The organism is Acinetobacter sp. 22323, assembly GCF_052044895.1.
Taxonomy (GTDB): domain Bacteria; phylum Pseudomonadota; class Gammaproteobacteria; order Pseudomonadales; family Moraxellaceae; genus Acinetobacter; species Acinetobacter schindleri.
Genome location: NZ_JBQEOL010000008.1, coordinates 95,208 through 119,618, shown reverse-complemented (window position 1 = coordinate 119,618; position 24,411 = coordinate 95,208). Strand labels below are relative to the sequence as shown.

Sequence of the window (24,411 nt, the reverse complement as noted above, 5' to 3'; positions counted from 1 at the left end):
ATCCTGCTCAAGAAATATCCTTTTATATATAAAAAAATTATATTTCATATATATCATAAAAAAGTAATTTGATTGCCTAACTATCTTTATCATCTCTTAGAAGTGCTTATCAATTTACATGCTCTTAAATTAAGTAACTTTAGATTTATAGCTATTTCGCAAGAGAGAAAATAAAAAACCGAAGTTTTAACTTCGGTTTTTTATACTTATTTCAGTACTTTTTGCGGCTGATATAAACCGAGTTCAGTCAGGTGCAACCTCAAGATACGACGTAACTCGAGTACAGCTTCAGGCGTTTCCTGAATCGAGTGGCCACCCTTAATGACTTTGCTAGATACAGCACCTTCCAAGTAAGCACTTTCGTATGAAACGATATCATCGCTCATGAGCTTGGTATCTTGCGTATCTACGGTATTGCCGATAATAGAATGAAATTTGATATTTTTAGAAGGCTGAATATCCTTAGTTAATGCAGTAAATTTCGAATTTTCACTCAGATCGCTTGGACCATTCTGAATCAGGTCATGTCCCAGTTCTTTGACAAAGTCCTTTAATCCGATTTCGCCTTGTAAGGTATCGGCAAAGGCACCCAAAAATGCGCCTGGTATGCGGATAATTTTACGGGCCAGTTTAGTATGCCAGCGATCGGCATATTCCGTCCCACGATGCGGTGTCGCTAAGAAAATGGCCCGGGTGAAATTCGGAATAGGTTGCATTTGCAGGCGTGCTTTAAAGAGCGGGTTATCCTTAAATTGTGCAATGCGGGTATTTTGTACCAGCTTGAATGCATCTTGAGTAATATCAGCCTGACTGACCATTAAACGGGCAATCACGCCTCCCATACTATGTCCGACCAGTACCGCATCTTTTTTGGCTGGTGCATTGTTCGCAACCCGGGCAAAGCCTTGCTGAACCAGGGCATTAATTTGAAAACGGCTTTCCAGAATCGGCATATTGGTAGAATAAAATACCTGCCAGACCTGGAAATTTTCCCGCAGTACCGGATCACCCATGATGTCATTGGTGAGACGGATCCAAGCTTCAGGACTGCTGGCCAAGCCATGGATCAGGACAATCACTTTTTTCTTCGGATTGTAGGGTTCAAGCATATAAAGATGCGGCATGATCAGGTTGTCATCCCGGTCAATCAGCACCAGATAGGCAGCACGTCCTAAGTTATTTTCAGCCAGCCATAGGCCATAGGGTGCCGAGAAATTTGCAGCCAGCGCATATTGTTTACCTGCAACAGTTACTTTTTCATGTTTGTAAGGATCATGCAGTTTGAGCTGGAATTCCGGACCGTTAATAATCTGATCAATACTGGTCGCAGATTTAGGAACTGCGGTAATAGTAGTGGCCAGATAACGCGCCGAATGAATATTCGGATTGCTGCCTTCTGCATATTTGAAATTCAGTGGATCGACAATATATTTTTTATTTGGTGTGATACGTTTTTCTTCGGGAAGGACCACTACAAATTCCGAACCAAAACCGTCTCGACGGGTAATTGAACGTAGACCAGAGAAATTCATGTTATAGGTCGACATGAGCTTCTCAAAAGGCTGGTCTTTGATTTCAGGATAGTTTTCAAAATCTACTGTGTAAATGCTGTTGCCGACCTGAATCTTGCGGCTGCCTTCTTTGGCCTGATGACGCTCGGAATAAACATGGATCAAATGCGAGATCGCCAGGTTATAAAAGTCACGAATCTGTACCTGACGGTTGTCAAAGATACGATCTTGTGGAGCACGCTGGGTTTTGAACAGATAGGCATAGCTATAACGAATACTTTGGTCCAGCATCGCCAGCTGCTGATCTTGGCATTTCTGGATATTCTGTTTTTGTAGCTGCTTTTTTTCTTCAGATTGGGTCTTGGTCAGAACGCTGCTTTTGCATTCTGAACCTTTACCCAATTGCAGCGATTTGGCCAGATATAACTCACTGGCAGTAGACAGAAGCTGTTCGTCCAGAATCTGCGGGATCTCCTTGAGCGCCTCTACGCATTCCTGGGGTTGTTCAGTACAGATGCGTGCTTCACGCCCAGTCATGGACAGAACATTCAGGCTGGCTTCACTCAGTTTATCTCTGGTTAAAATGCTGTCACGTTCATTACTGATGGTGACATTGAAGGCTTGTTCTTTCACACTGACCACCTGACAGCCGGTCAGAACTGTGGTGAATAAGAGTGAACAGAGGACGAATGCTTTATTCATTTTATAGTGCATATGAAATCTGAATGCTCAGTTAAATATTGAAATAATGTTTTGTATTTTACTTATTTTTATCAGAAAAAAGACTGCCGAAGCAGTCTATTTTGTAACTCAGATCACGACCATTTTCACTTTAATTTTTGGGTGTCAGCACTTGCCATACATTCCAGCGACCTTGCTTTTCAATTTCCTGAATCAGCTGGTCTGCTACTTGTGCTTCTTGTGGGTATTTCACCTTGTAATTTTTCAGCACCTGAACTGCATTCTTTTTATTTTCCATGGCAATGTAGTTGTTTGCCGCAGATAAGTAGGCTTCCTGAACACCAGCTTTCATAGCTTTTTCCAGATATGGAATTGCTTCACGCTGACCGCCACCCTCAGACAGACCAAAACCGAACCAGAAGTTGGCTTCAGCATCATCCTGGTTCAATTTCAGAATACGCTGTGCATAAGCCAATGATTTAGTAGTATAGACTGAACCTAGGTCCAGGTTACGCGCCATAACGCTGGCTTTAAATGCACGCATTAAAATATCGAAAGAGGCATTATTGTTGGCAGCTAAAGTATCGAGTTCCTGAGTGACACGTTTCAGTTTCAGTTCAAAGCCTCTACGTTCCTGACGGTCGCTGAAACGTGGTGGATAGTGTCGTGCCTTACCTTCAACTAATTGCAAGAAATCATCAATCTCAGTGATATCAATTTCATTCGGCCCAGCTAAAGTCGCATAACGCATAGAACGCGTATTGCTGTTTACTGTTGGAATGATCAGACGATTCACATCAAGGGTAATTTTTTCTGATGGGTTATCAGCACGGTTCACCACCATTTTGGTGACAGGCGCAGCAGCAGCTTTCTGTAAGTGCACTTCAAATGGAGGTGGTTCGTTATAATTGAATGGATTTAATGCATAAAAGGGTGGGGTCAGTTCCGGCTCAGCGAACACCATTGCATTTTTAGGTGTGTCTTGCTTTGAAGATGGAGTTGAACATGCGGTCAATGCCAGCGCTGCGAAGCAGGCAAGTGCCAAAGGCTTAAATGTCATGGTATACATCCATTTATGTTATTTTGAAAAATTGTGAGATTGCATGTTCGTCAGTCTAAGAAAACTGTAACGAACATGCAAGTTACGGCGTGTTACCGTTTTTGATCAGGCCTTAGACTGAGAAGTCTGTGCTTCGCACTCACGGCGAGCTTCTTCCAGAATCTTTAGATCTTCCTTGCTGAGCGGATGTTCATTCAGCTGGTTTTTCTTGAAAGTAGGGTCAAGCATAGATAAACGGTTACAAAGCATATTCATGCGTTTTTCATTTTGCTGAATACGGTCAAGTAGAACCCGCATACCTTCAATAATCGGATCAGACTGATCTTGTGTCGTTGCATATGGCTGGAAACCAATACTTTCTGCATAATCGCGACGACGTGCTTCAGCTTCATCTTTCGGCTGATCTTTGGTAATAAACCGCGCAGGGTTACCGACCGCTGTGGTATTGGCCGGTACGGCTTTGGTTACAACAGCATTGGAACCGACCTTGGCATTTTTACCAACTGTAAACGGACCGAGAATTTTTGCGCCGGCACCCACAACCACACCATCTTCCAGGGTTGGATGACGTTTGCCTTTATTCCAGGTCGTACCACCCAAGGTCACACCGTGATAAAGAGTAACATCATCACCAATTTCAGCTGTCTCACCAATCACCACACCCATACCATGGTCAATAAAGAAACGGCGGCCAATCTTGGCACCCGGATGGATTTCAATTCCTGTAGCAAAACGGCTGAATGAGGATAAAGCACGTGCTGTGCCTTTACAGTCTTTGTTCCACAGTTCATGTGCCACACGATGCATCATCAGCGCATGAATACCAGGATATGTGGTCAAGACTTCCAGGGTGTTGCGTGCAGCAGGATCGCGCGCGAAGACAGCCTGTATATCCTCTTTGAGCTGTTTAAACATTAGATTTGATCCTTGTCCTGTTGGGTAGTGTGTGAAGATTTCTTCCAGGTGCCATTATTCAAGGCCTGAACCCGGCTGAAAATACCACGGAGTAAATGATATTCCATACGATCTAATTGTATACGTCCAAATAGGCGACGCAAGCGTAAAGGTAGCAATCGTGGATTTTTAGGATCCATAAACTCAATTTCTGCCAGCATTTTTTCTAAATGTGGATAGAACTGTTCCATCTGTTCATGATTCACCAGCGGTTCATCCCATTCCATTTCAATGCCATCAATGACCTGCATGGTGGCTTTAGCATCACGTGGATGTTCTACCTGATCCAATGCAGCCATACGCAGTTCATAGCAGATGACCTGAATTGCTTGTGCGACATTGAGTACACCGTAGTCGGTATTCACTGGAATAGTGAGGTGATAATTTGCCATTGCCAGTTCTTCATTGGTCAGGCCACGGTCTTCACGACCAAACAGAATCGCAATTTCCTGTTGCTCTTGCACGACCGCAGACAGCGCTTTTTCAGCCGCAGGACGCACATCCAGAAGAGGCCAGGGAATGGTACGGCTGCGTGCGCTGGTACCGAATACAATCTGGCAGTCTTTAATGGCATCTTCAAGGGTTTCGACAATCTCGATCTGCTCGATCAGATCAGTTGCACCTGCAGCCAGGGCATCAATGTCCGGATGTGGGTAGGTTTTTGGTGCCACCAGAACCAGCTTGGACAAGCCCATGGTTTTCATGGCACGTAAGGCACTGCCGATATTGGCAGGTAAAGTGGTATTGACCATGACAATACGCACATGGGAGAGATGTGCTGAAACAGCAGCATTGTCAATTTGACTCATGATGATTCCAATATAAATATTTTAAAGGTCAGAATTTATGAATATTGCGGCTGAGACTCGGCTTCATATTGCGCCAGGGCATCATCCATACTCATATCTGCAGGGGGAGGCGGCACTTCAACCGGCTTGGCCTCTTCATAAGATACCGCGCGGGCAGCTTTAGATTTAACCTGATATTCAATATGCAAGGCAGCCTTACCAAAGTAGTCCCGTAATTTGACCAGCAGCTCATCCAGCGGAGCGACTTTCCAGTTCAGGCCCAGATGCAGCTCAGTCGTTGCATAGTCATAATCCAGATAAAGAATGACTGGAATATGCGTACTCATATCCACATTGGTATATGGCATTAAAATCTGTTGCAGATCACGGCTGAGGGTTTTACTGTAATGTTCCGCTTGCAGGGTAATCTTGATGCTATTGGCTCGTTTCTGGCGGATTTCGTTCAGGCTAAAGGCTTTGGTCAGACGACCCATTGGACGGTCAAAACCTTCGCGCTCATAAATTTCGCCTTCAATTACCACCACTTGATCCACCTGAACGATGTCTTTAAAGCGGTTAAAACGTTCATGATTGGTGGATACTTCAATCCGTGCCGTACCATCATCCAGCGTCACCATCATCCGGTTCGGGAAGTTGGCTACATCCACTACCAGACCTGCAAATACTGTCGTCACACCACGGCGGGTTGGGGGCAGTTCATTGATCTGACACGGTACAAAAGCTTTCAGCTCATTACGGTAAACATCAATCGGGTGACCAGTCAGATATAGACCAAGCGTATCTTTTTCGCCTTTAAGGCGGACTTCATCGGACCACGGTTTGACTGGCTTAGAAGGTTTGCGTTGAACTTCTTCAACTTCACCAAACAGATCCATAATACCAGTTTCACGGTTTTGGCGAGCCTGATCCGCAGCCTGTACCGCTTCAGGGAGTTGTGCCATCAGGTCAGCACGCTCGATGCCCAAGCAATCCAAAGCACCGGCACGAATCAAGGCTTCCAAAGTCCGTTTATTGATTTTTTTCAGGTCAATACGATGGCAGAAGTCAAACAGGTCTTTATAGGGACCTTCTTTCTGACGGGATTCAATCACCGACTGCATAGCCGCTTCACCAACGCCTTTAATCGCTCCTAGGCCATAGACAATGGTTTTTTCATCAGTAGCATGGAACTGGTAGATCGACATATTGACGGATGGTGGTAATACTTCCAGATTATTCTTGCGGCAGTCATCAATCAGGAATACCACGTTATCTGTATTCTGCATTTCCGAAGACATCACCGCTGCCAGGAACTCAGCCGGATAATGGGCTTTCAGCCACGCCGTCTGGTAAGCAACAAGAGCATAAGCTGCCGCATGCGATTTGTTAAAACCATAGCCGGCAAACTTTTCCATATAGTCGAAGATATGGTTAGCCGTGGCCTCATCAATATCTTTTTTCGCAGCACCTTCAATGAAGATTTTACGCTGCTTGACCATTTCCTCAGGCTTTTTCTTACCCATGGCACGACGCAGCAAGTCCGCGCCACCGAGGGTATAGCCGGCACAGAACTGTGCAGCCTGCATTACCTGTTCCTGATAGACCATAATCCCGTAAGTTGGCTCTAATACGCCTTCAAGCAGGGGATGCAGATATTCAAACTCACCGCCGTGCATACGATGGATAAAGTCAGGAATCAGGTCCATTGGACCCGGACGGTACAATGATACGAACGCGATAATCTCTTCAAACTTGCTTGGGCGTGCTTCTTTCAGCATCTTTTTCATGCCCACGGATTCAAACTGGAAGACCGCGGTAGTATTGGCTTCAGCAAAGACCAGATAAGCATCTTTATCATCTAGCGGGATATAAGCAATATCCAGCGGTTTATCGCTCTGAATTCGTTTATTGATATTCTTAACCGCATCTTCAATTACGGTCAGGTTACGCAAACCCAGGAAGTCGAACTTCACCAGGCCGGCTGCTTCAACATCGTCCTTATCGAATTGGGCAACACGCGCAGTACCATCAGCATCACACATCACAGCTGAGTAGTCTGTCAGCTTGGTTGGTGCAATTACTACACCACCGGCATGTTTACCGGTATTCCGGGTAATACCTTCAAGCTTGAGCGCCATTTCCCAGATTTCAGAAGCATCGTCATAATCCGGATTGGAGGGATTGGTAACGACGTCTTTCAGTTGTGGCTCGGCTTCCAGAGACTCTTCCAGGCTTAAACCCAAAGGTTTGGTGGGAATCAGTTTGGAAATGCGATCAGCCAGACCATAGGATTTACCGAGGACACGTGCCACGTCACGAATTGCCCCTTTGGCCGCCATGGTACCGAAGGTCGCAATCTGGGAAACTGCTTCTCGGCCATAAGTACGCGCTACATAATCAATTACGCGGTCACGACCAGCGATACAGAAATCGACGTCAAAGTCAGGCATCGAAACACGTTCCGGGTTTAAGAAACGTTCGAATAGCAGGTCATAACGCAGTGGATCAAGGTCAGTAATTTTTAAACTGTAGGCTACAAGAGAACCGGCACCTGAACCACGGCCCGGACCTACCGGTACACCATTCCCTTTGGACCACTGAATGAAGTCCATTACGATCAGGAAGTAACCCGGGAAGCCCATGTCCAGAATAATCTTGATTTCAAAGGCCAGACGTTCATCATAAGGCTGACGGATTTCCGGCCAGTCCTCACCACGTTGTTCAGGGGGATACAGAAAGTCTAGGCGTTCTTCCAGACCGACTTCACATAAATGGGTAAAATAACTGCCTATGGTATGACCTTCCGGAATCGGATAGTCTGGCAGGTCATTAAAGCCTAAACGCAAGGTGACATTGCAGCGTCTTGCGATATGAAAGGTATTTTCAATCGCGGTTGGAATATCCGAGAAAAGCTCTGACATTTCTGCTGAACTTTTAAAATACTGTTCAGGACTATAGGTTTTAGGGCGGCGATTATCACCAAGTACATAACCATCGGCGATACAGACACGTGCTTCGTGCGCTTCAAAATCTTCGCGTGCAATAAAATGCACATCATTATGTGCGACTACACCGATATTATATTTTTTGGCGAGTTTGACCGCTTCTTCAATGAAAAGGTCTTCATTAGGACGACTGGTACGAGTAAGCGCTAAATATACGCGATTACCAAATTTCTCTACCCATTCTTGTAGTAAAGGTTCAGCCTTATCGGGATTTGAGGTAATCAGCATTTTGCCGACATCAGATTGCATACCCAGCAATACGATCATGTCATCGTGCTGCTTTAAGATCCAATCTTTTTGTACACAAGGAATATCTAGTTGTTGGCCGCTAATAAACCCTTCAGAAACCAGTTCGGTCAGGTTACGCCAGCCTTTATTGGTCATGGACAGCAGGGTGACACGATGTTCGGCATCATTCAGGCGAATTTCAGAACCGAGAATTGGCTTGATGCCTTTATCTAGGCATTTTTTATAGAATTTGACCGCAGCATGGAGATTAGATAAATCGGTTAGCGCGAGTGCTGGCATCTCGTCATTTGCGGCAGCTTTGACCAGGTCCGGTATCCGTACGATGGATTCAGTAATCGAAAATTCTGTATGAATACCAAGATGAACAAAGTGCATAAATGAGTCCCTGCAAAAACCACTCGATAGTTTAGCACGGGATTTATTGTTTCAGTTTGAAATTGAGGGGAAATGGCTAACTTTTAGGTCAAGTTTGGATTTGTTCTTTTAAACTGATTATGGGCTAGAGGTTTGGAGATATTTCCTTTTACTTTTGACGGGGCAAAAGTAACAAAACCCCTTTGTTGATCTGATGGTACATCCCTGTACCACAGATCAACAGGCGACATCCCTGTCGCCATGACATGTAACAAATACTTTTCTGATTTTTTAATAGGGCTTTTTTTCAATAAGGGTTCAAATTGCTAATGCTTTTTTAAGAATTTATGAGAGAGATGATAGTGCCTATTGGCTCTTGAATAAGTTGTAAAGCTTGCGGAAGACAGGTCAACAGGCGACTTCCTGTCGCCGTGACATGTAACAAATACTTTTTTGATTTTTTAATAGGGCTTTTTATCAATAAGGGTTCAAATTGCTAATGCTTTTTTAAGAATTTATGAGAGATCTGATGGTGCCTCTTGGCTCTTGAATAAGTTGTAAAGCTTACGGAAGACAGATCAACGGCAGCATCCATGTGTTCGCTTCGATGTTTAAGATACAGATATTTTATGGGTAGAAAATAAAACCCTCAAAAAGAGGGCTTTATTTAAAGAACTAGATTAACGAATTCGGGATAACCAGTCACCGAGGCTTTGTACAATCTGCACCAGAATCAACAATACGATCACCGTCATGATGACTACAGAGGTATCAAAACGCTGATAACCATAAGAAATCGCTAAGTCACCAATACCACCCGCACCGACAGCACCGGCCATTGCCGTTGCTCCAATCAAACTGATGGTAGCAGTAGTCAAGTTTAGAATGAGTGAACTGCGTGCTTCAGGTAAAATAAACTTAAAGATAATCTGCATTGGCGTTGCACCCATGGCTTGGGCAGATTCGATAATGCCCTCATTTACTTCCAGCAGAGAGGTTTCTACCAAGCGGCCGATATAAGGCCCCACATAAATGGTCAAAGGCACAATTGCTGCCCAAGTACCAATTGATGTTCCGACCAGAAATTTAGTCAGTGGAATCACTGCGATCAACAAGATAATGAATGGCAGGGAACGCAGTGCATTTACAATCGGATTTAGACCATGATAAATCACCCGGTTTGGCAAAATTCCATTTGGACGAGTAACTAATAGAGTAATCGCCTGAATAAAACCCCAGATACAACCAAACAGCATCGCGAAGAACACCATATGGAAAGTTTCTTGCAGTGCGGTCACGAACTGGTCCATCGACAGCGAGCTTTTCCAGAAAGGCGCAGTGATCGTAGTAAGCCACTGTACAAATAAGTCTCTCATTCCTGTACTCCTGCCTGATCTACCTGTACGCCGTGATCTCTGAGATATTGTATTGCAGCTGTAATTTGTGCAGGATCACCGAGAAGCTGGATAAACATCTGTCCAATCACCGAACCATTAATTTCAGTCATATTGGCAAACAGGATATTCAAACTGATATCAAACTGTTTAATCACGCCCTGAATCACAGTTTCCTGCGCTGAGCTACCCAGGAACTTTAAACAATAAATACTGTGGTGATTCTGATTTTCCAGATTCGTCAGAATATTTACGGGCAAGTTTTGCTGTAGTACGGTTTGAATAAAGTTTTTCGTGGTCGGATGCTGAGGCTGACTGAAAATCTGTAAGGTAGAGCCAGTTTCAATCACATCACCTTTTTCCATGACTGCCACATAATCACACACAGTTTCAATCACATCCATTTCATGGGTGACCATCACAATCGTAATGCCTTGTTCCTGATTAATGCGTTTCAGCAGTTGCAGTACAGATTTAGTCGTTTGCGGATCGAGTGCTGAGGTTGCTTCATCACATAACAAGATCTTTGGATGATTTGCTAAGGCACGGGCAATACCGACACGCTGCTTCTGACCGCCAGAAAGTTCATCTGGAAAAGCATTGCGTTTATGTTTTAAATCAATAAAGTCCAGCAATTCTTCAAGACGCTTTTCCCGTTCAGCTTTACTCCAGCCAAGCAGTTTCATTGGCATTTCAATATTGGAAGCCACAGTTTTGGTCTGCATCAAATTAAAATGCTGGAAAATCATGCCAATCTGGGTACGTTCCTGACGCAATGATTTGGCATCCAAAGCAGTAAAATCTGTACCATTAATTATTACCCGGCCCGAAGTTGGTCGTTCCAGCAGGTTAATCAGGCGAATCAGGGTACTTTTACCAGCACCACTATAGCCAATAATACCAAAGATACTGCCAGTCGGAATCTGCAAGTTGATCCGGTTCAGGGCATGCAAGGTCTGGCCCTTCAGCTCGTACTGTTTGGAGATGTCTTTAAATTCAATCATAGTGTCAAATACTGCATCACGAATAAAAAAACAGGCAAGTTATCCTTGCCTGTTTTGAGTATTGATTATTGTATTACTTTGCTTCGGTCAAATAAGTTACCGGTTTGTTTACCGCAACCTTTGTACCGCCAAAGTGTTCATCAACATAGGCTTTCACAGCAGGAGTATGATACAACTGGCCAACTTTTTGAAGTACAGGATCATTTTGACGATCGGCTGCAACTGCTAAAACGTTCACGTTCATTTTAGTGCTTTGATCAATGGCTTCATAGTAGATCGCATCTTTCAATACGTTCAGACCACCTTCCATTGCCAGGGTATTACCTAAAACAATCGCATCGACTTCATCTTTTACACGTACCGCTGTTGCCATTTGAATCGGCTTGATCACGATCTGTTTCGCATTTTCAGTGATGTCAGCAGGCGTACCTTTAACCAGATCAAAGTTTGGTTTAAGTTTTACCAGACCCGCAGATTGCAATAATAACAGTGCACGTGATTCATTTGCGCCGTCATTTGGAATGGCAATCGTAGCGCCAGTTTTAAAGTCTTCTACTTTTTTTACTTTGCTTGAGTAAATCCCCATTGGCTCAAGATAAGTCGTAGAAAGTGGAGCAATCTTTTGTGTATTAGCGTCGTTATAAGCCACCATATAGGCATAAGACTGGAATGCGTTAACATCAATTTCTTTATTGGCAACAGCAGTGTTCATCGACACATAGTCGGTGAAGTTTTTTACATCCAGCTTGATGCCAGCTTGCTCGGTTTCAGGTAAAGTGGCAATGTAGCGCCAGATATCAGCATCTGAACCTGTAGAAGCCATAGTCACTGTTTGCAGTTCGCCTGAGTCTTTGTTTTGTGCTGCATCCGTTGCAGGGGCTTCTTGTTTTCCGCATGCAGTTAAAGTCAATACAGATGCACTGAGTAAAACGCCAAGTAGCTTTTTCATAAAGATGTCCTAATTCTCGTGTTGCCTAAAGTATATGCATTTTAAGGTCATGTTAAAGTGGAGTTTTATTACACTTTCATCTGACTCTAGATCGATGTCGCATGTGGCTCCGGCAGGGAAAATGCAAATGTACTGCAATAGTTCACGTTAGTTTGATCGGTTTAGAGTTCACCAAATGCTATATACTTTTTCTATTTGGAGAAAGTAAATAGAGATTATTTAAAGATATAGTCGTAAATGATGCTCTGGATGGGCGCAATCATACCAATTATTGTTTATTCAATATAGTGAATAAAAAAATGATTGCTTATCTGATTAAGTGAATAGCTAATTCATAAAAATGTTAGTAATTACAATATATTATTTTTACTTTAAATAAATTGAATACTCATTCTGATGAAAAGATGATCTTTATAATATTTTTGCCGATATTAAGCATAAAAATGCATATAGATAAATATAAGAAAAATATCTGATTCTTGGGAAATTAAGAAAATTCTATCTTAACGAGATAAATCTTTCCTTCATGCTCACTAGGCGATGCAGGATCTGATCTTGGTTTTTTTAGTTCATGATACTGCAAGCATGTTTTAACAGAAGGGGATATGCAGATAATCCGAACGCTGTTTTTCATAGAGTACGTGTCTACACAAGATATGATCGGAAGATACAAGCGGATGGTCAAATTCTCCTACTTTTTCTAAGCCAATATTTTGCATGACACGTTCTGATGGTGTGTTGATGCGAGCAGTAAAAGAAATGACTTTCTCTAGACGCAGGGTTCTAAAGGCATATTTCAGTACAGCTTTTGCACCTTCAGTTGCATAGCCTTGATGCCAATATTGTGGCAGTAAACGCCAGCCAATTTCAGGGGCATCGGCAAATTCTAGTTCAGGTGGATGAACATTCAGACCAATAAATCCGATGAATTCGCCTGTGGCTCTCAGTTCTACGGCAAACAAGCCCCAACCACGTTTTTCGATGTCTGTGCGGATGCGTTCTAGAAAAGCAGTTGCCTCAGTCGCATCGAGTTTTTTAGGGAAGTAGTGCATGACCTCGTCATCTGCACACATTTGGATAAATGGGGCAGTGTCGGATTCCTGCCATTGGCGCAGAATCAGGCGAGGGGTTTGGATGTTTGTCATAGATAAAGTTAATCTGATTTATTGATCATTGTTTGTAAACTTATGTAATTCTATTAGAATATTTATCAAATTAATTTGTTATACGAAATCTAATGAAAAAATATCAAGTTTTCATATCATCTACATACTTAGATTTAATCAATGAAAGACAAGCAGCGGTAGAAGCGATTTTAAAAGCAGGCCATATTCCAGCAGGTATGGAGCTATTCACAGCTTCAAATAAGAGTCAGTGGGACATTATCAAGAAATGGATTGATGAATCTGATATTTACATGCTGATATTAGGTGGTCGTTATGGATCTATCGAACCTGAATCAGGATTGAGTTATACAGAGTTAGAATATAATTATGCATTGCAACAAAACAAACCTTTGTTTGCTGTGGTCATGGAAGATGAAGCGCTACAAGCAAAAGTTCAATCAGTTGGTACTAAGGTTTTAGAGCTTGAGAACCGACCTAAATGGGAAAATTTTAAAACTAATGTCACATCTTATATGTGCTCATTCTTTGAAGATTATAAAGATATTAAATTAGCAGTACACGAAAGTATTGGACAATTAGAAAAAGAAAATCAAGTTGTTGGTTGGATTAGGGCTGATTCTGTACAGAATCCTCAAGAATATTTAGATCAAATCTTAAAATTGCAGCAAGAAAATAGAGTGCTGCAACAAGAAAATGTTTTATTAAAACGCAAAAAAGCGAGCAACAATACTTCGGAAGAGGATATAGCAGAATTAATTGAGCTTTTCTCACAAGAAAAGGTTAGTTTAAAGAGCTTAAAGAAAGAGGAAGATAGTTTCCCTGATGAGATTACTGTGTTACATGCAATAAAGAGTTTTCAAGATAAGATAGTAGTTGGTGTAAACAACTCAATGAATGCAACAAAACTGGATATGTTTATTTTTTATGAGTTAGCGCCAAGATTAATAATCCATAACTTAATGCAACAACAGAAACTAACAAATACGAGCACGGCGAGTAATGTGATAGTTACTGATAAAGGCAAAGAGCTTCTAGCTTATATAGTGAAAAATAAATTATAAGCATAAAAAACCCCGAACGAATCGGGGTTTTTTATGCTTAAATCAAATTAAGCATTTTCACGTGCAATTGCGCGATAACCAATATCTTTACGATATTGAACGCCGTCGAATGTCACTTTTTCGCAAAGCTCTAATGCTTTGGCTTGAGCTTCACCAATGGTGTTACCAAGTGCAGTTACGCAAAGTACGCGACCACCAGCAGTTACGATATCGCCATTCTCAAGTGCTTTCGTACCTGCATGGAACACTTTCGCATCTGCCATTTCAGTGTCTAAACCTGAAATCACATCGCCATTGCTAGACGTTTCAGGGTAGCCACGAGATGCAAGCACGATACCAACAGTTTTACGCTCATCCCATTCAGCTTCGGCAGGTAAGTTGCCTTCGATACCTGCTTGAACCAAATCAACTAATGATGATTTTAAACGCATCATGATTGGCTGAGTTTCAGGGTCACCAAAACGACAGTTAAACTCGATCACTTTTGGTTGACCTTTGTCGTCAATCATCAAGCCAGCATATAAGAAACCAGTATAAACATGACCGTCTTTTTTCATACCTTCAACGGTAGGACGCATCACTTCATTCATGGTTTTTTCAAACACGTCAGCCGTCACCACAGGCGCAGGTGAGTAAGCACCCATACCGCCGGTGTTTGGACCTTGGTCGCCTTCAAAAATACGCTTATGGTCTTGTGATGTTGCCATTGGCAAGATGTTGTCGCCATCAATCATACAAATGAAAGAGGCTTCTTCACCTGCAAGGAATTCTTCGATGACTACACGTGAACCCGCATCACCGAATTTGTTGCCAGCCAGCATGTCATCAATCGCATCAAATGCTTCTTGATTGGTCATGGCAACAATCACGCCTTTACCTGCAGCAAGACCATCAGCCTTGATCACGATTGGTGCACCATTTTTCTCTACAAAGGCTTTCGCTGCATCTACTTCGGTAAATACATCGTAGAAAGCTGTTGGAATGTTATGGCGTTTTAAGAAGTGCTTAGCGAATGCTTTAGAGCCTTCCAGCTGAGCAGCAAATTGGGTAGGGCCCCAAATTTTCACACCTGCCGCGCGACATGCATCGACTACGCCATTTACCAGTGGTGCTTCTGGGCCAACAATGATCAACTCAATGGCATTGTTTTTAGCAAAGTCGATAATTGCGGTGTTATCTAAAATGTTCAGTGCGACATTTTCACATTTTGGTTCAGTTGCTGTACCCGCATTTCCCGGTGCAACAAAAACTTGTGTAACTTGTTCATCTTGTGCGATTTTCCATGCCAATGCATGTTCACGACCGCCACTACCCAAAACTAAAATATTCATCGGTTCATACTCCATGAATCGAAAATGACATAAAGTCCTCAACCTTTAAAGGAGAGGACTTTATGCAAGATTAGAAATCTATGTCTCTTAATGTAAATGACATTGTCATTACAATTTAATCCATCAATTAGTGACGGAAGTGACGCATGCCTGTGAATACCATTGCAATGCCAGCTTCGTCAGCTGCTGCAATTGTTTCTTCATCACGCATAGAACCACCCGGTTGGATAATGCATTTGATACCAGCTTTGGCAGCGTTATCAATACCATCACGGAATGGGAAGAATGCGTCAGACGCCATTACAGCACCTTCAACCACAAGACCTGCATGTTCAGCTTTGATTGCAGCAATACGAGCAGAGTTGACACGGCTCATTTGACCTGCGCCCACACCAATGGTTTGACGATTTTTCGCATAAACAATCGCGTTAGATTTCACGTATTTAGCAACTTTCCAAGCGAAGATCATGTCATCAATTTCTTGTTCAGTTGGTGCGCGTTTAGTCACAACTTTAAGATCATCTTTAGTAATCATGCCTAAGTCTTGATCTTGAACTAACAAACCGCCGTTTACGCGTTTGTAGTCAAGTTGTGCAGCACGTTCGTCAATCTTTGGAAGTTCGCCACATACTAGTACGCGTACATTTTTCTTCGCACCAGTGACTTCAAGCACGCCTTCAGCAACGCTAGGAGCGATGATTACTTCAACGAATTGACGGTCAACAATTGCTTGTGCAGTTTCAACATCTAATTCACGGTTGAATGCAATGATGCCGCCGAATGCAGATTCTGGATCAGTTGCATAAGCAAGATCGTAAGCAGCTTTGATACCGTCTAAAGATACTGCAACGCCACATGGGTTGGCATGTTTAACGATGACACAAGCAGGCTTTGCAAATGATTTAACACATTCAAGTGCAGCGTCTGTGTCCGCAATGTTGTTATAAGAGAGTTCTTTACCTTGTAACTGTTTTGCAGTTGAAACAGAAGCTTCAGTTGCAGCTGGATCTACATAGAATGCAGCAGACTGATGCGGATTTTCACCGTAACGTAAATCTTGAGCTTTGTTCAATTGTGTATTGAAAGTACGCGCGAATTTGTCAGCCTGACCCTCCTCGACACCTACGCGAGCGCCTAAGTAAGATGCGATCATACCATCGTATTGCGCAGTATGTTCAAATGCTTTCACTGCCAGGTCAAAACGGGTTGCATAAGATAAAGCACCTTCCGCTTTAAGCTCAGCAATTACCGTTGCGTAGTCAGATGCATTCACTACGATACCGACAGAAGCATGGTTTTTTGCAGCAGCACGAACCATAGTCGGACCACCGATGTCGATGTTTTCGATCGCATCAGCAAGTGAACAGTTTGGTTTTGCTACAGTCGCAGCAAATGGATATAGGTTAACAACAACAAGATCGATCGCATCGATGTTGTGTTCAGCCATCACAGCTTCGTCTAGACCACGACGGGCCAGAATGCCGCCATGAATTTTCGGATGTAGTGTTTTAACACGGCCGTCCATCATCTCTGGGAAACCAGTGTGCTCTGAAACTTCAACTACAGCGACATTATTGTCTTTCAACAATTTATATGTACCGCCAGTAGATAAAATTTCTACCCCTAGAGCAGCAAGGTTTTGTGCAAACTCGACAATACCGGTTTTGTCGGAAACAGAGATTAAAGCGCGTTTAATAGTCATGATCTTCGTCACAGTTACCAAGGAACAGATTAAATCTAAATAGCTAATTTACAGTCAAAAAAAATGCCTGCGATTAACGCAAGCATTTTATCATTTATTCACTCATTAAACCGTGTGCTTTTAACTTTTTACGCAAAGTACCGCGGTTTAAGCCGAGAATTTCAGCAGCGCGGGTCTGGTTACCACGCGTATATTCTAGAACTACAGATAGAAGAGGCTTCTCCATTTCTGCCAGCACCATGTCATACACCTGAGAAGGTTGCTCGCCTTGCAGTTGTGCAAAATAGTGGCGAACTGCGCGATCTACGTGAATACGAAGAGCGACATCAGATTGTGCAGTAAAAATAGGAGATTTGCTATTCATGCGAATTAATCCGAAAAATCAAATACCACTTGGGTAAAGTGATATATAAAAGTGGTCTATAAATTAAATGAGCTTCTGTTTTAGATCCTAAAACAGAAGCTCTAAAACATGGTCATTACATTGAGCATGTAGCTTGACACATCTCAGCCAGTTGGTCGAAATATAAGCGTAACAATTGTTAAATTTTTGTTACCGACCAAAAATCAAACAAAAAAATCTGCATGATACGCAATAAGTGTTAGAGCGCATTAGCAAGACTGTATTTGTTGTGAAAAATTAGCGAAGAGTTGGCAGCACATAGCTTTCGTGGCGCGTATAATACCATTGTCTACAAAAAAGTGAGCAAGAAAACTGCATTTTTTTTTAGTTTTTTTATCTTTTTTGATAGTTTTTTTCAATATCAAGGACGAATTATTTCTAAACTATAGCTATCGAAACTTTTTCGCTTGACTGGAACCTGAAAGTCGAATTTAAAAGGACTATTTTTTGGAATACGCTGGATGCTCACTAAACTTTCAATCAGGTATTCTGAAGGTGAAAGCGTATAGGAAGCAGTAATCACCCCATTATCTTTTAAGTCGAGACGCAAAACTGGCATGGCCAGGCTGCGATCATGATAATTGATCAGTTCACCTGTAAATCGGGTTTGTTTTGAATCTGATGCCGTGACTTTAACATTCCTGGTATTAATCAGGTCGTAATGTTCTTCCATATTAGAACAATTGAATACATCACAAACAGCATTAAACGCTGTACCCATCACATGACTATTCTTTAAGTACTGTGGATTAAACCAGAAGAACTGAAAAACCAATATGCCGAGTAATAATACATTTATTGCTGTCCAGCCAATATATTGCAAGATAGAGCGCTGACTTCTGTCATGTGTATCTTCTTCCCAGTTCATGGCTGGAAGGGCACTGATGGGCTCGGTACTAAAATAGTTTAGATTATTCAAATAGGTTTTGAGATCAATATTCGAGTTTTCAACTTTTTCATCAAAAATATGTAAAAGATTGTTGAGGCGAGAAGAAATCTTGCTGTTATATAAGTCTGCATCAAATTGTGATGTAGGTTGAGCTGGACTAAGAGACTCAACATTAGCTTCAGGGGGGGTGCCAGTGGTCGAAGGCTGAGGTTCGGTCACCAGATGAGAAAGTGCATTAAATGAGGTGGTGCATTTGGGACAACAAACCATACCCTGAGCAATGGTTAACTGAGCAACCGTTACTTTGTAGATTGTGGAACAAGTCGGGCAGAGGGTTCGTTTATCACTCATACATTCACGCTTATTTAATTCTTATGGCGTTTACCAGAAATTCGACACCAGTATTCATCACGCTTCGCTACTTCTAATATATCAAAATGATTAGAGTAAATGCTAGTAACATCAGTAACTTGTTCTTCAATAACACCCGCAAGTGCGAATTCGCCCTCAGCTTTTACCAATTCTGCAAAGTGCGGTTCAAGCATCATCAGTGGACCTGCCAGGATATTGGCAACGAAAACATCTGCCTTTATTGCACCAAGCTCTTCGTTAAACTCTTCCGGTAAGCCTACATAAAGCCGATCAAGTACACCATTAAGTTCAGCATTTTGTTGGGTGGCTAAGACTGCTTGTGGATCAATATCGGTTGCATATGCTTTTTTCGCGCCAAGTAGCAGGGCAGCAACCGCTAAAATGCCTGAACCACAGCCATAGTCAATGACGATTTTGTCTTTGAGATCTGTTTTTCCCAGCCATTGCAGGCAGAGGAAAGTAGAAGCATGATTGCCTGTACCAAAAGCTAGACCAGGATCGAGCTTGATATTTACTGCATCTGCTTCAGGTGGTTCCATCCATTCTGGCACAATCCAGAACTTGTCAGAAATCTGAATTGGTTCATAAGCATCCATCCAGGTGCGTTCCCAAGCTTGATCTTCCAGAAATTCATGACGGATAGGCGCTTCAGGCATTTGTGCACGAATAAAGGTTTCGAGTGCATCGACATCGATTTCTTCGCCTTCTTCTTGTGCATAAATACCGGTAACAATCACTTTATTCCACAACGGTGTTTCACCTGGAAGTGGTTCAAGTAAATCCTGATTTTCAGCATCATCCAGCGTCACGCTCACCGCACCCAGCGAGCTGAGTAATGTTTCAGTGAAATCAACCTGAGCCTGATCAACCGTAATATGAATTTGTAACCACTTCACAGAAATAACCTTATGTATATCTTTTCAAAAAGCTATTGTAACGGAAGTTCCGGTTTTTGTGCGGCTAGATTGCTGTGCAGGTGTAAATAAAAAAAAGGATGCCTGAGACATCCTTTTAAAGGTTTTAGACTTTATCTAATCTAGATTTGTCAGGGGTTTTTGTACCTGAAGCGGTGCAAGTCGATTCAGTAAAGTGCCAAAAATTGCAGCAAATATATACATAAAAATCGAATAAACTGCCGCTGGCATTGCTACTGCTGAGCTGCCAATTACGGTCAGGGCAATGGTCATGGCAAGAGTGCTGTTATGAATACCGATTTCAAAAGCACTGGCGCGTGCTTGAGCGCTATTAATGTTAAGGAGTCGTGGAACCAGATAGCCGATGCCAAGGCTGAGGATACAGAATAAGGCAGTTGCCAGTCCGACTTGAGTCAGATATTCACTGATATTGGCACGTTCCTTCACAATGGTTGCGACAATAATAAGAACCAGAAAAGTAATAGCAAAAATCCGCAGTGGTCGATTCAATTTTGCTGTCACACCTGGTGCATAATGACGAATCAGCATGCCAATCCCAACTGGAATCAGAATAATCGCAAAGACCTGCAGAATTTTGCCAAATTGCAGGCCAACTTGCTGACCATCCTGCATGAAGTGCAAGATCGAGAAGTTAATAATTAAAGGCAGGGTAATTGCAGCAATGACTGAGTTGATTGCTGTCAAAGTAATATTCAGTGCTAGATCACCTTTGAATAGGTAGCTAAACAGGTTGGCTGTGGCACCGCCTGGAGAAGCAGCCAAGAGCATCAAACCGACTGATAACAGTGGTGGTAAAGCTAGTAGTTTACATAGTGCAAAGGCGATTCCCACTAGGATAATCAGCTGACAGAAAAGTGCGATGAGTACAGCTTTGGGATGGCGGGTAACTCGGCTAAAGTCACGTGGGGTAAGTTCAAGTCCAAGCCCCATCATAATGATCGCTAAAGCCAGTGGTAACAATATGGTAATAAAGCCAGAATCCATCTGTATACTCCTTATTTAAATGTCTTTTTTATCTATTTTTAAGTCCAGCATACAGAGGAAATTATGGTTTACATAGCGTGTTTACAAATCTGATAAACGATGCTTAGATTTCTGATAAATGATGCGTTGACGGCTCAGGATAATGCCAAAAAAGGTGGCAAGAGTGTACATGACAATAGTATAGATACCCGCAGGGATGGCAATAGTATTATTGCCTAATACGGTAATAGCGATAGTTATGGCAACAGCGGTATTATGAATGCCCACCTCAAAGGTACAAGCACGTGCCTGACGGTCTGGAATACCAAGCAGTAAAGGTAGGCAATAACCAATAAACAGGCTGGAAAAGCCAAAAATTACGGTTGCGATTCCGATGCTATTGAAATATTCCATCAGATTATGGCGTTCGCGTACGACTGCAAATACAAATAATGCAATGAGGAAGCCAATTGCGAAAATACGCATTGAGCGATTGACAGTGATTGTGAGCCTTGGGAATTTAGCCCGTAATGCCATACCGAAGATAACAGGAAGTAATATGATAAAAAATACCTGAACCATCTTCATGGCTGGCATGGTAATGGTATCGTCACTGCCCAGGAAAAAATGTAAGGATAAATTAATAATAAAAGGCAGGGTGAAGATCGATATAAAAGTATTAATTGTAGTGAGGGTGAAGTTAAGCGCTAAATCACCTTTATATAGGTAGCTGAAAAGATTGGCAGTTGGTCCACCCGGAGAGGCTGCCAGCAGCATTAAACCCACTGCCAGTAGCGGCGGCAAATCCAATATGATACAAATCAGAAAAGCCAGACTGGTCAACAGGATCAGCTGGATAAATAAGGCAATAAAAATGACCTTAGGATAGTTGAGTACACGAATAAAATCCTTGACGCGTAATTCAAGTCCTAACCCCATCATTAAAATTGCCAGCAGTACCGGCAATAAAAAAACAAAAAATACCGAATCCATAGAATGTCCTTTTTATTATTGGATCTTCATTTTTAAATTAAGTTTAACGTAAATTATTAAATAATCAATAGAAAATGGGCAAAACCTCAATTTTGCCCATTTATTCTTGTATCACTTCAAAGAGCTTTATTTAGGTCGAGGAGGAGTGAAGCCCAAGGCACATTTACCACTAATTTCCTGACCATTAACGGTGGTTGTGGTGTTTCCAGAAGCGTCTTGACAAGCACTGTAAATTTCAGCTTCATCACCCATTAAGGTTGTTTTAGAGTTGGAAAAAAACTGTGGTTCACAGGTTCCGTTCCAGATAATACCACGATGAGCAAAAGTTACGGCATCACCAGCTGATTTGCCTTTACAGACTTTTTGATACAAATCTGGATTGTAAACTTTAGCAACCTTATCATTTGCAGTTGCCATGCCTGTTACTGATAGTGCACCGAGCATTATTGAAAATAATATTTTCTTATCCATTTATTTCACCTTTTTTCTTCGTGTGGCGTCAAATTTACATCTTAGAAAATACTCAGCTGCATACAATTGCGATCAGGTAACCAATACAAGCTCTATGTATTGATTTATCGGTGTTTTGCTAAAAAATGAAAGATTAAGTGACAATTAAGAAGGTTTATAAAAATACGATAGGGTGACCTTGAATTAATTCCACTGAATTTGTCAACTATTCTGCAATTTTTGCTATAATCTTCGGCTATCCTTTTTTAATCTCTCAAATACCACTATGCACTATCCTAAAGTATACGATGTCATTGTGATCGGTGGCGGTCACGCAGGTACGGAAGCAGCATTGGCTGCGGCGCGTATGGGTCGACAGACTTTACTCTTAACTCACAATATTGAGACTTTAGGGCAGATGAGCTGTAACCCAGCCATCGGTGGTATTGGTAAATCGCACTTGGTGCGTGAAATTGATGCCTTGGGCGGTGCAATGGCACTTGCTGCTGACAAAGGCGGTATCCAATTCCGAATTTTAAACTCACGTAAAGGTGCTGCGGTTCGTGCGACGCGCGCGCAGGCTGACCGTGTACGTTATAAAGCTGCGATTCGTGAAACATTAGAAAACCAAGCGAATCTTGATATTTTTCAACAAGCAGCGGATGACCTGATTGTTGAAGGCGATACCGTTAAAGGTGTAGTAACCCAAATGGGTATTCGCTTTGATGCGAAAACTGTGGTGTTAACTGCAGGTACATTCTTAGGTGGTGTGATTCACGTCGGTCTTGAAAAATCAAGCGGTGGTCGTGCAGGCGATCCACCATCAATTTCATTGGCGCATCGTTTACGTGAACTTCAACTTCCAGTCGGTCGTTTAAAAACAGGCACGCCCCCACGTATTGATGCACGTTCAGTTGATTTCTCTGTAATGACACCACAGCCGGGTGATTTCCCATCTCCGACCATGTCATTCATGGGTGATGCTTCAATGCACCCTGAACAAGTGAACTGCTGGATTACACATACCAATGAAAAAACTCATGACATTATCCGTGGCGGTTTAGACCGTTCACCAATGTATACTGGTGTAATCGAAGGTGTGGGTCCACGTTATTGCCCATCGATTGAAGACAAGATTCATCGTTTTGCCGATAAAGACTCTCACCAAGTATTCCTTGAGCCTGAAGGTTTAGATACGCACGAGTTGTATCCAAATGGTATTTCAACATCATTGCCATTTGATGTGCAGTTTGAATTGGTGCGCTCAATCCGTGGTATGGAGAATGCACACATTCTTCGTCCAGGGTATGCGATTGAATACGATTACTTCAACCCGCAAGCGTTGAAATTCACTTTGGAAACCAAAGCGATTAATAACTTGTACTTTGCAGGTCAAATCAACGGTACAACAGGTTATGAAGAAGCAGGTGCGCAAGGTTTACTTGCAGGCTTGAACGCAGCACGTCGTGCGTGGGATCAAGAGCAATGGACACCAAAACGTGATGAAGCATACATGGGCGTACTAGTTGATGACCTAATTACTTTAGGTACTAAAGAACCGTATCGTATGTTCACTTCACGTGCGGAATACCGTTTGATGTTACGTGAAGACAATGCGGATCAACGTTTAACACCAATCGGTCGTGAAATGGGTCTGGTGGATGATGAGCGTTGGGCGGCTTACTGCGAGAAAATGGAAGCGGTTGAGCGTGAGACAGGTCGTTTGCAACATCTTTGGGCAGCGCCAAACAATCCAATGGGTAAAAAATTCGTTGAGATGACAGGTGCAGATCTTTCTAAAGAATGTTCTGCAATTGATTTATTAAAACGTCCTAATATTAGCTTTGCTCAAATTGCAGAACTTACTGGTTCTGACGTGTCAGCTCAAGTAGGCGACCAAATTGAGATTGCGGTGAAATACGAAGGTTATATTAACCGTCAGCACCAAGATGTAGCGCAAATGAAGCGTTTGGAAGAAACCAAGATTCCTACTGATTTTAACTATGACATCGTTTCAGGTCTTTCTCGTGAAATTACCTTGAAGTTAAAAGATGTTCGTCCTGAAACGCTTGCACAAGCAAGCCGTATTCCGGGTGTAACCCCTGCTGCAGTTCAACTGGTGATGATTACGATTCGCAAGAATGCACAAACAAAAAAATCTGCTTAAGATTTTGAATTAAAGAAGCCCGTGTAATGCGGGTTTTTTTATAAATAAAAGTTAATAATCACCGAGATG

At 42.4% G+C, this 24,411-nt stretch carries 19 protein-coding genes; 2 read left to right on the top strand and 17 right to left on the bottom strand.

What is annotated here, in order from left to right; translation table 11 throughout:
• Positions 1-206: 206 nt before the first annotated feature.
• The 9 genes from ACTJIX_RS07280 to ACTJIX_RS07240 all read right to left on the bottom strand — a co-directional run bounded on the left by ACTJIX_RS07280 (position 207) and on the right by ACTJIX_RS07240 (position 13,094).
• Positions 207-2,225, bottom strand: a complete 2,019-nt coding sequence (locus ACTJIX_RS07280; protein WP_004812604.1) for an esterase/lipase family protein — start codon at positions 2,223-2,225, stop codon at positions 207-209.
• A 118-nt stretch (positions 2,226-2,343) separates the two neighbouring features.
• On the bottom strand, positions 2,344-3,252 hold the full coding sequence (locus ACTJIX_RS07275; RefSeq protein ID WP_004812606.1) for an ABUW_2363 family tetratricopeptide repeat lipoprotein: 909 nt from the start codon (positions 3,250-3,252) through the stop codon (positions 2,344-2,346).
• A gap of 105 nt (positions 3,253-3,357) precedes the next feature.
• Positions 3,358-4,167, bottom strand: coding sequence for a serine O-acetyltransferase (gene cysE, locus ACTJIX_RS07270; protein ID WP_004894357.1), 810 nt, complete (start codon positions 4,165-4,167; stop codon positions 3,358-3,360).
• The gene (locus tag ACTJIX_RS07265) at positions 4,167-5,015 is read right to left on the bottom strand and encodes an RNA methyltransferase (RefSeq protein ID WP_004812609.1); all 849 of its coding nucleotides are present in this window, start codon (positions 5,013-5,015) and stop codon (positions 4,167-4,169) included. Before ACTJIX_RS07265 ends, cysE begins: the two co-directional genes overlap by 1 nt.
• A 35-nt stretch (positions 5,016-5,050) precedes the next feature.
• Positions 5,051-8,623: a DNA polymerase III subunit alpha gene (gene dnaE / locus ACTJIX_RS07260; protein ID WP_004894359.1), complete on the bottom strand. Its 3,573-nt coding sequence runs from the start codon at positions 8,621-8,623 to the stop codon at positions 5,051-5,053.
• 659 nt (positions 8,624-9,282) lie between these two features.
• The gene (locus tag ACTJIX_RS07255; RefSeq protein WP_005221724.1) at positions 9,283-9,978 is read right to left on the bottom strand and encodes a methionine ABC transporter permease; all 696 of its coding nucleotides are present in this window, start codon (positions 9,976-9,978) and stop codon (positions 9,283-9,285) included.
• Complete coding sequence (locus ACTJIX_RS07250; protein WP_005221726.1) at positions 9,975-11,000, bottom strand: methionine ABC transporter ATP-binding protein; 1,026 nt, start codon at positions 10,998-11,000, stop codon at positions 9,975-9,977. Before ACTJIX_RS07250 ends, ACTJIX_RS07255 begins: the two co-directional genes overlap by 4 nt.
• A 73-nt stretch (positions 11,001-11,073) precedes the next feature.
• Positions 11,074-11,949, bottom strand: a complete 876-nt coding sequence (locus ACTJIX_RS07245) for a MetQ/NlpA family ABC transporter substrate-binding protein (protein ID WP_005221728.1) — start codon at positions 11,947-11,949, stop codon at positions 11,074-11,076.
• A 590-nt stretch (positions 11,950-12,539) separates the two neighbouring features.
• Positions 12,540-13,094, bottom strand: a complete 555-nt coding sequence (locus tag ACTJIX_RS07240) for a GNAT family N-acetyltransferase (protein ID WP_262478622.1) — start codon at positions 13,092-13,094, stop codon at positions 12,540-12,542.
• Positions 13,095-13,186: 92 nt separating this feature from the next.
• Here ACTJIX_RS07240 and ACTJIX_RS07235 point away from each other — a divergent pair, with 92 nt between their 5' ends.
• Positions 13,187-14,137 (top strand): DUF4062 domain-containing protein, encoded by a 951-nt coding sequence (locus tag ACTJIX_RS07235; RefSeq protein ID WP_005221732.1) that lies wholly within the window; start codon positions 13,187-13,189, stop codon positions 14,135-14,137.
• A gap of 47 nt (positions 14,138-14,184) precedes the next feature.
• On the opposite strand, the gene purD is transcribed toward ACTJIX_RS07235, so the two are convergent.
• The 8 genes from purD to ACTJIX_RS07195 all read right to left on the bottom strand — a co-directional run bounded on the left by purD (position 14,185) and on the right by ACTJIX_RS07195 (position 22,196).
• Positions 14,185-15,468, bottom strand: a complete 1,284-nt coding sequence (gene purD, locus ACTJIX_RS07230) for a phosphoribosylamine--glycine ligase (protein WP_005221734.1) — start codon at positions 15,466-15,468, stop codon at positions 14,185-14,187.
• A gap of 127 nt (positions 15,469-15,595) precedes the next feature.
• Entirely contained in the window at positions 15,596-17,170 is a 1,575-nt protein-coding gene (purH, locus tag ACTJIX_RS07225) for a bifunctional phosphoribosylaminoimidazolecarboxamide formyltransferase/IMP cyclohydrolase (RefSeq protein WP_005221736.1), read from the bottom strand.
• 94 nt (positions 17,171-17,264) lie between these two features.
• On the bottom strand, positions 17,265-17,534 hold the full coding sequence (fis, locus tag ACTJIX_RS07220; protein WP_001086304.1) for a DNA-binding transcriptional regulator Fis: 270 nt from the start codon (positions 17,532-17,534) through the stop codon (positions 17,265-17,267).
• A gap of 400 nt (positions 17,535-17,934) precedes the next feature.
• Entirely contained in the window at positions 17,935-18,813 is an 879-nt protein-coding gene (locus tag ACTJIX_RS07215) for a DUF3426 domain-containing protein (RefSeq protein ID WP_004812626.1), read from the bottom strand.
• A 14-nt stretch (positions 18,814-18,827) separates the two neighbouring features.
• Positions 18,828-19,730, bottom strand: a complete 903-nt coding sequence (prmA, locus tag ACTJIX_RS07210; protein ID WP_004812628.1) for a 50S ribosomal protein L11 methyltransferase — start codon at positions 19,728-19,730, stop codon at positions 18,828-18,830.
• A gap of 135 nt (positions 19,731-19,865) precedes the next feature.
• Positions 19,866-20,753, bottom strand: coding sequence for a bile acid:sodium symporter family protein (locus ACTJIX_RS07205; protein ID WP_004812629.1), 888 nt, complete (start codon positions 20,751-20,753; stop codon positions 19,866-19,868).
• A gap of 81 nt (positions 20,754-20,834) precedes the next feature.
• Positions 20,835-21,725 carry a bile acid:sodium symporter family protein gene (locus ACTJIX_RS07200; protein WP_004812632.1) on the bottom strand — a complete coding sequence of 297 codons (891 nt, stop codon included), beginning with the start codon at positions 21,723-21,725 and terminating at the stop codon, positions 20,835-20,837.
• Positions 21,726-21,851: 126 nt separating this feature from the next.
• Positions 21,852-22,196 carry a hypothetical protein gene (locus ACTJIX_RS07195; RefSeq protein WP_004812635.1) on the bottom strand — a complete coding sequence of 115 codons (345 nt, stop codon included), beginning with the start codon at positions 22,194-22,196 and terminating at the stop codon, positions 21,852-21,854.
• 265 nt (positions 22,197-22,461) lie between these two features.
• Here ACTJIX_RS07195 and mnmG point away from each other — a divergent pair, with 265 nt between their 5' ends.
• Positions 22,462-24,342, top strand: a complete 1,881-nt coding sequence (mnmG, locus tag ACTJIX_RS07190; protein ID WP_004812636.1) for a tRNA uridine-5-carboxymethylaminomethyl(34) synthesis enzyme MnmG — start codon at positions 22,462-22,464, stop codon at positions 24,340-24,342.
• Positions 24,343-24,411 lie beyond the last annotated feature (69 nt).